General features: G+C 69.6%; 5 protein-coding genes. All 5 read left to right on the top strand.

The genetic code is table 11. The features are described from left to right. Positions 1-1,209 (top strand): hypothetical protein (locus ACTT8P_RS16655; RefSeq protein ID WP_442832421.1); only part of this gene is annotated, 1,209 nt, incomplete at its 5' end. Continuing rightward, on the top strand, positions 1,209-3,407 hold the full coding sequence (locus tag ACTT8P_RS16650) for a glycosyltransferase (protein WP_442832420.1): 2,199 nt from the start codon (positions 1,209-1,211) through the stop codon (positions 3,405-3,407). The genes ACTT8P_RS16655 and ACTT8P_RS16650, both read left to right, overlap by 1 nt. Beyond that, positions 3,404-4,648 (top strand): acyltransferase family protein, encoded by a 1,245-nt coding sequence (locus ACTT8P_RS16645; RefSeq protein WP_442832419.1) that lies wholly within the window; start codon positions 3,404-3,406, stop codon positions 4,646-4,648. The genes ACTT8P_RS16650 and ACTT8P_RS16645 overlap by 4 nt, the downstream gene beginning before the upstream one ends. A gap of 473 nt (positions 4,649-5,121) precedes the next feature. Further along, a complete protein-coding gene (locus ACTT8P_RS16640; protein WP_442832418.1) occupies positions 5,122-6,738 on the top strand; it encodes a phospholipase A2 in 1,617 nt (538 codons plus the stop codon). Positions 6,739-6,767: 29 nt separating this feature from the next. Continuing rightward, positions 6,768-8,360 (top strand): S8 family peptidase (locus ACTT8P_RS16635; RefSeq protein ID WP_442832417.1); only part of this gene is annotated, 1,593 nt, incomplete at its 3' end.

Here is an 8,360-nt window from a genome sequence, read left to right as displayed (position 1 = left end):
GTCCCGGCCGTGCATGACCGTGCCGACGCCACCGCCGTGGTCCCGGCCGTGCATGACCGTGCCGACGCCACCGCCGTGGTCCCGGCCGTGCATGACCGTGCCGACGCCACCGCCGTAGTACCGGCCGTGCACGATTCCGTCGATCCGACCGCCGTACTGCCGCCCGCCACCCCGGCCGATTCCGGCGCCGTGACGGACGTACTGCCCGCCGCCCCCGCCACCTCTGGCGCGCCCGCGCCCGTCCCCGCGCCCGCCGCGACGAGCGGATGGCCCAAGGTCACCCGGCCAGCCACCACCACCGCCACCACGAGGGCCGCCACCGCGATGACCGCCCCCGCGGACCGGTTCCGCAAGGCCGCCGGCCCGGCCGGCACCGCTGCCACGGACGTGCTGCGCACCGCCGTGGTGCGCGACCCCTGGCAGGAGGGCGGCGGCGCCCTCGGCAGGGGCGAGGCCGACGCGCACGACCAGCACGATCCGCACGAGGTGACCGTCCAGCTCGACGCCGTGCAACTCGGGGACGGCGTGCTGCACCGGGCCAAGGGCGGGCCGGGCGGGGCGCTGTCCGCCGACGCGGCCGACCGGCCGGTCTTCGTCGACGAGTCGGGCCGGCGCAGCCGCCTCTACCGCCGAATAGGCATAGCCGTCGGCCTCGCCTGCGCCGTCTACGCCGTGGTCATGGTGGTGACCCTGCTGTCGGGCAGCTCGGACGCGCCCTGGCTGCCGGTACCGGGCAAGGAGGACGGCAAACCGGCCGGCAAGGTCGACACCACCCCGCTGCCCACCGGTTCGGTGAGCCCCTCCGACACCGGCAGCCCCACCCCGGACCCCACGCCCTCCGCCACCGGCGTCGAGGAGCAGCTCCCGGACACCGGCGCGTCCGCGTCGGACACCGCCCCGGCGACCGAGCAGTCCGGCACCGCGACCCAGTCGGAGTCGACCGCCACGGGGACCGCGCCCGAGCCGGGCGACGGCGAGACCGAGCCCGGCGCGACCGACACGGCCACCGCACCGGACCCCGACGCGACCGACCCGGCGACGCCGACCGACGACACCACGGCCGACCCGACCGAGACCACCGGCGGCGACAGCGCGGGCACCGGCAACGACCCCGGCAACCTCGCCCAGGCCCCAGGCACCCCGACTCCCCTCGCCGCCGAATCCGGCGCGCCCGCCCCCGACTCACCGCTCGTGGAGTACACCTTCTGATGGCCGCCCGCACCCGTCGTCACGGCGCCGCCCCCGGAGCCCGTGGCGGCTCCCGGCGGCGCCGTCTGCCGCTGCGCCTGCTCCTGCCGGTGCTCGTCCTCGTCGCGATGATGGCGATGCTCATGCTGCGCGGTTACGTGCACAGCGAGATCCTCGCCGATCACCGAATACAGCCGCCCGCCGCCACCGACAAGGTGCCGGAGAAGATCCTGGAGGGCGGCCCGGTGATCGACACCCGGGCCGGCCGGACCGAGTCGATGAGCGTGCCGGACCACGAACTGGTCCTCACCTTCGACGACGGCCCCGACCCGACCTGGACCCCGAAGGTCCTGGACGTGCTGAAGAAGCACCACGCGCACGCTGTCTTCTTCGTCACCGGCACGATGGCCTCCCGCTACCCGGACCTGGTCAAGCGGATGGTCGACGAGGGCCACGAGGTGGGCCTGCACACCTTCAACCACCCCGACCTCTCCTACCAGTCGAAGTCCCGCATCGACTGGGAGCTGTCGCAGAACCAGCTGGCGCTGACCGGCGCGGCGGGCATCCGCACCTCCCTCTTCCGCCCGCCGTACTCCTCCTTCGCCGACGCCATGGACAACAAGTCCTGGCCGGTCACCGAGTACATCGGGTCCCGCGGTTACCTCACCGTCGTCAACAACACCGACAGCGAGGACTGGAAGAAGCCCGGCGTCGACGAGATCATCCGCCGGGCCACCCCGCACGGCGGCAAGGGCGCCATCGTCCTGATGCACGACTCCGGCGGCGACCGCCACCAGACGGTCCAGGCGCTGGACAAGTTCCTGCCCGAACTCCAGCAGCGGGGCTACCAGTTCGACAACCTCTCCGAGGCACTGGACCTGCCCAGCGCACACTCCGAGGTCACCGGCGCCGACCTGTGGAAGGGCAAGGCGTGGGTCTTCCTGGTCGCCGCGTCCGACCACATCACGGACGTCCTCGTGGTCGGCCTCGCGGTCATCGGCACACTGGTCATCGGGCGGTTCGGCCTGATGCTGCTGCTCTCCGTGGTGCACGCCCGCCGGGTGCGGCGCCGCGACTTCGCCTGGGGCCCGCCGGTCACCGAACCGGTGTCGGTACTGGTCCCGGCGTACAACGAGGCCAAGTGCATCGAGAACACCGTGCGTTCCCTGATGTCCAGCGACCACCCGGTCGAGATCATCGTCGTCGACGACGGCTCCACGGACGGCACGGCCCGCATCGTCGAGGCGATGGGCCTGCCCAACGTACGGGTCATCCGGCAGCTCAACGCGGGCAAGCCGGCCGCCCTCAACCGGGGCCTGGCCAACGCCAGCCACGACATCGTCGTGATGATGGACGGCGACACCGTCTTCGAGCCGTCCACGGTCCGCGAACTCGTCCAGCCGTTCGGCGACCCGGGGGTCGGCGCGGTGGCCGGCAACGCCAAGGTCGGCAACCGGGACTCCCTCATCGGCGCCTGGCAGCACATCGAGTACGTGATGGGCTTCAACCTGGACCGCCGGATGTATGACGTGCTGGGCTGCATGCCGACCATCCCGGGCGCGGTCGGCGCGTTCCGGCGCACCGCGCTGACCCCGATCGGCGGCATGAGCGACGACACCCTCGCCGAGGACACCGACGTCACGATGGCGCTGCACCGGGACGGCTGGAAGGTCGTCTACGCGGAGAACGCCCGTGCCTGGACCGAGGCCCCCGAGACCGTCCAGCAGCTGTGGTCCCAGCGCTACCGCTGGTCCTACGGCACCATGCAGGCGATCTGGAAGCACCGCCGCGCGGTCGTCGACCGGGGCCCCTCGGGCCGCTTCGGCCGCGTCGGCCTGCCCTTCGTCTCGCTGTTCATGGTGCTGGCCCCGCTGCTCGCGCCACTGATCGACATCTTCCTGCTCTACGGCATCATCTTCGGCCCGACCGAGAAGACGATCGGCGCGTGGCTGGGCGTCCTGGCGTTGCAGGCCGTCTGCGCGGCCTACGCCTTCCGCCTGGACCGTGAACGCATGACCCACCTGATCTCGCTGCCCCTGCAGCAGATCCTCTACCGCCAGCTCATGTACGTCGTGCTGCTCCAGTCCTGGATCACGGCCCTCACCGGCGGCCGCCTGCGCTGGCAGAAACTGCGGCGGACGGGTGTCGTCGAGGCGCCCGGAGGTATTCCGTCGCAGAGCCTGCGTGTCATGAACGAGAAGCAGGAGCCCGTCCGATGACCACAGTCCCTCCCTCGCCGGGCGCACCGTCCCTCCTGCCTCTCGCCACGGACGACACGGCCCCGCCCGCGCCCCCGAACACGGCCGAGCGGCGCAAACCCGTCCGCGACCGCTACTTCGACCTGCTGCGCGCGGTCGCCCTCTTCCGGGTCGTCTTCTACCACCTGATGGGCTGGTCCTGGCTCCCGGTGGTGTTCCCCTCGATGGGCGTGATGTTCGCGCTCGCGGGCAACCTGATGGCGCGCTCGCTCAAGCGTCCGGCCGGGCAGGTCGTACGCAGCCGTATGCGCCGGCTGCTGCCTCCGCTGTGGCTGCTCGGCGCCGTCGGAGTCACGGGCATGGTGCTCCAGGGCTGGGGGCCGGACGCGGAGGGCCACCCCGGCTGGTGGTGGTTCCACCTGCTGTACTGGATCGTGCCGCTCAGCGACCCGCCGTACGCGGAGGGGCTGCCCGGCGTCCACAACATCATCGGTGAGGACTGGGCCGCCGAACTGGCGGGACCGCTCTGGTACATCCGCGCGTACCTCTGGTACGTCCTGCTGTCCCCGTTCATCCTGAAGGCCCTGAAGGCGCTGCCCTGGCCGACGATCCTGTCGCCCCTCGCGCTGGCCGCCGCGCTGGAGTTCGGCTGGGTGCACATCCCGTTCACCCGGATCGACTCGACCGTCACCGACTTCAGCACGTTCGGCGCCTGCTGGATCCTGGGCATGGCCCACCAGCAGGGCGTCCTGAAGAAGCTGCCGCGGTACGTCGTCCCTTCCCTGGTGCCGTTCGTCGCCGGCTACGGCCTCTGGTACGCGCTGACCCACGGCTTCAAGGCGGGGCACGACCTCGACGACATCCCGTTCGCGCAGTCGCTCTGGTCCTTCGCCACGGTGATGCTGCTGCTGCACGTCAGCCCCTCTTGGACGGAATGGCCACGCTTGCTCCGCCCCTGGGACCGGCTGATCACACTGCTCAACTCCCGCGCCGTCACGATCTACCTCTGGCACAACATCTGCATCCTCACGGCCGCGACCCTGTGGGACCAGCTGTGGAACATCGACGTGATGTGGCAGCACTTCTCGTGGCTGCTGGAGAGCCCGTGGCCGGTCCTGGTGATCGTGTGGATGTTCATCTGCACCTGCATCGTCAGCTTCGGCTGGATGGAGGATGTGGCAGCCAAGCGGAGGCCGCAGATGTGGCCGGACGGCAGTCAGGGATCGCAGCCGCGCGTCAGAACCCGTTCGCACCGCGCCTGACGTCTCCGCTCCTTCTCCGGGCCCGTAGCTGTGTGACGCTCCTCATGGTTGAAGTCGCGCTTCTCGGGATGCGGTCCCGCTGGGGAGTGATCTGGATCACTCGGATGTCGAGGGCCATGTTCCGCTTCCCGGGCGTGAACGGACGGCTACTGTCAGTGCGGTCCATCGGTGGTCTTCGATTTCGGCACATGGCCTGCCGGGTGGCGTGAACCCACCGCGGAATCGAGGGAGCGGGTGGTGCCGCAAACGGCATTGCCGGTATCTCGCCGGATTCGTTCCTCATCGTTCCAGCCATGCGTGGCGTAAAAGCGTTTTCCTCGCTTGCTGCACCTTCGACGAGTGAGGACGGCGCTTTTCACTGCTGCAACCAGGACGGAATGCTGCCCCCTTTTTTACATGATCTGGCGGATGTGATCACCCGCCCTTTAAGGTCCGAGGCGATCAAGCGACCTGATTCCCATGAGGGGGGACCTGTGCGCAGAACTGCGCTGCCTGTCGTCGCCGTGCTCGGCCTTTCGCTGCTCCTTCCGCAGCAGCAAGCGGTGGCGGCGGAGGCCATCGACCAACCGCTGGCGGAGGGGACGGTCCAGGATGTCGGCCCCGGCCAGTACTACTCGGAGACCCAGACCTTCGAGGTGACCGAAAGCGATGTGGCCGGCATCGTTGCCAACCGTCGGCACTCGGTGAGTGCTCAGGCCGACGGAGTCGCTTCGCCCGAGGACGCTCCGGACACCCGTACCGACATGGGCGTGTTCGGCCCCAGCTGGGAAGCGGAGTTCGTCGGCGGCCAGCTCAACAGAACACTGGAACAGCAGGGAGACACCATCCTGGTGACCGATCTGGGCGCCGAGGAGACACTCCGGTACGAGCTCAAGTCCAGCGTCGACTTCCCGAACGGCGGCGGCGTGAAGAACTACGTGACCTCCGACGGGTCCCAGATCACCGAGACCTCCCGGTGGAATGACGCGACGGGCAGTCTGGAGACGTCGATCGTCGAGGTCATCGGTGTGGACCTGGCCGCGACGGAGAGCGGGGACGACACATTCACCGACGAGTCGGGCGAGCCGATCCCGGCGGCGGACCTCAAACCCACTTACGAGTGGGAGCAGGCCGGCACGGGCGCCGACACGTGGCGGGTCACCAGCGTCGGCAGCAACGTCTACGCCACCGACGTCGAGTACGACACCCAGGGGCGCGTGGCCGGAATCACGGACCCGGCCTTCGGTGAGAAGCTGGCGACGTCCACCACGATCACCTACGCGAACGCGACCACGGCCACGGCCTCCTCGATCGGCGACTACGCCGGCCAGGTGAAGGACATCACCGTCACCGAGGGAGCAACCACGCAGACCCTCGCACGGTACGCCTACGACTCGTCCGGGTTGCTGCGCACCGTGACCAATCCGGTTGAGTCGAGCGAGCCGCAGGCCACCTACTCCTACGACACCACCGACCGGCTCTCCGACATCACCTCGCCGATCAGCGGCGACTGGCACCTGGACTTCTCGGCGGGATCCGCGCTCCCGGGTGTCACCCCGGTCGGGGAGGCGGTCCCGACGCCGGGCGACACGGTCGACGGCGATGCCTCGGACCCCGACGCCACCCTCACCGACGCGCCGCCCGCCTCGGAGTTCGTGGACGAGGACCTGTCGGGGCCACAGTCGTACCCGGCGAAGTGCAACACCGCGACGAGCTGGGTGTACTACACGAAGTCCGGCTGCACCACGAAGGTGGCGCACTACGGCTGGCACTCACCCGTGTGGAAGAAGCTGCCGAACGGCACCAAGGTGCGCGGCATCAACCACGATCACTGCACCAGCGCTCCGGACCGGCCCCTGGGCTATGACTTCCGTCCCGCCTGTGACCAGCACGACTACGGCTACGGCACCATCGGCAACTCCTACAAGGGCTACTACAAGTACCTGTCCCGCAACAAGGGCTTCGCCGTGGACGGCGTCTTCTGGACGTCCCTCTACACCAAGACCTGCAACGGCTACTGGATCAAGAGCCCCTGCCGTTCCGCCGCGAACTTGTACTACGCGGCGGTGACGGTGTTCGGCCGGGCGAAGAGCGGCGCGAATGCGACCTGACCGTCGGCATTACCACTGAAGACCCGCGTGTGAAACGCAGGAAGGCCGGATTGCGATTCCCGTCCATCCGGCCTTCCGTCACGCTCAATTCCTTCGGGCGCCGCTGTGCCCGTCCTCCGCTTTTCCATGGAGAGAAATTGAAAAGACCGATATGGCCGGTGATCGCCGCAACGGTGATCGCCGTGTACCTCGGCGCCTTGCCGGCTCACGCCACCACGCCCGTCAGCTCCCTCGCGGCGGCCGAAGCGGCGAATGATCCCGTCGACCCGCCGCTGTACGACGCGACCGCCGACGGCGGCACGGTCCGCGTCAACGTCGTCACCGGGAACCGCACGGACCTGTCCAGCGCGGCAACCGCCGGTGAGACCCTGCAGACGTTCCGCAGCCTGCCGATTGTCACCCTCAAGGTGGACGGTGCGGGCCTGGACACCCTCGCGGCCCAGCCCGGCGTGGTCAGTGTCACCGAGGACACGCCCGTCCCACCGAGTCTGGACCAGAGCGTTCCCCTCATCGGGGGCGACCGGGCCGCGGCGGCCGGTATGACCGGTGCCGGCAGCGCGGTGGCCATCCTGGACACCGGCGTCGCCACCAGCCATCCGTTCCTCGGTGACCGGGTAGTCGCCGAGGCCTGCATCTCCCCGGCCGACGCCGACTACTCCGCCTCCAGCCTGTGCCCCGACGGCGAGGACGAGGAAGAAGGACCAGGTACCGCCGACGCCGCGGCCGGGGAGTGCGCGGCCATTGCCGCATGCCAGCACGGAACCCACGTGGCCGGTATCGCCGCTGGTGACGGCACCGGCATCACCGGAGCACCCGCGTCCGGTGTGGCCCCCGGCGCCGACATCGTGGCCATCCAGGTCTTCAGCAAGTTCACCTCCGAGGCCTACTGCGGCACCGGCGCCACGCCCTGCGTGCTCAGCTTCACCAGTGCGCAGATCGCGGCGCTGGAGAAGGTGCTGGAATTCGAACAGTCCGGCGTACCGGTTGTTGCCGCGAACCTCAGCCTCGGCAGTGGCCGATATGCCACCGCCTGCGACGGTGATCCCCGCGCACTGGCCATCGAGGCTCTCTTGGCCGACGGCGTAGCCACCGTGGTCGCGGCCGGCAACAACGGCTACGGCGACGCGGTGAACGCCCCGGGCTGCGTCGGCTCCGCCATCACGGTCGGCTCGACGACCGACGACGACCAGTTGTCCTCTTTCACCAACCGGGGTGCACTGCTGGATGTCTTCGCTCCCGGCACCGGCATCGTCTCGTCCGTTCCCGGTGACGGGTACGCCTCGAAGAACGGGACGTCGATGGCGGCTCCGCACGTGACGGGTGCCCTGGCGGTGCTCCGGGAGGCGCATCCGGGCAAGAGCGTCGCGTCACTCGAATCGCTGCTGAAAGCCACCGGCAAGCCCATCGCGTACACGGGTGCCAGCACCCCCCGTATCGACATCGGCGAGGCGTTCGGTGAACCGGACCCCGATCCGGTCGCGAAGCCCCGGCGGTCGACCCTCCTCAACGATGGGGTCCACGTCATACCCGATCCGGGAACGGCCCAGTCGTCGATCACGGTGGACGGTGTCTCCGGCAACGCGCCGGAGGCCCTGCGGGTGGCCGTGGATGTCACGCATGAG

Source organism: Streptomyces sp. JW3, from assembly GCF_052216785.1.
Lineage (GTDB): Bacteria > Actinomycetota > Actinomycetes > Streptomycetales > Streptomycetaceae > Streptomyces.
The sequence above is the reverse complement of the archived record's forward strand: the minus strand, read 5'-3'. Positions and strand labels throughout refer to the sequence as shown.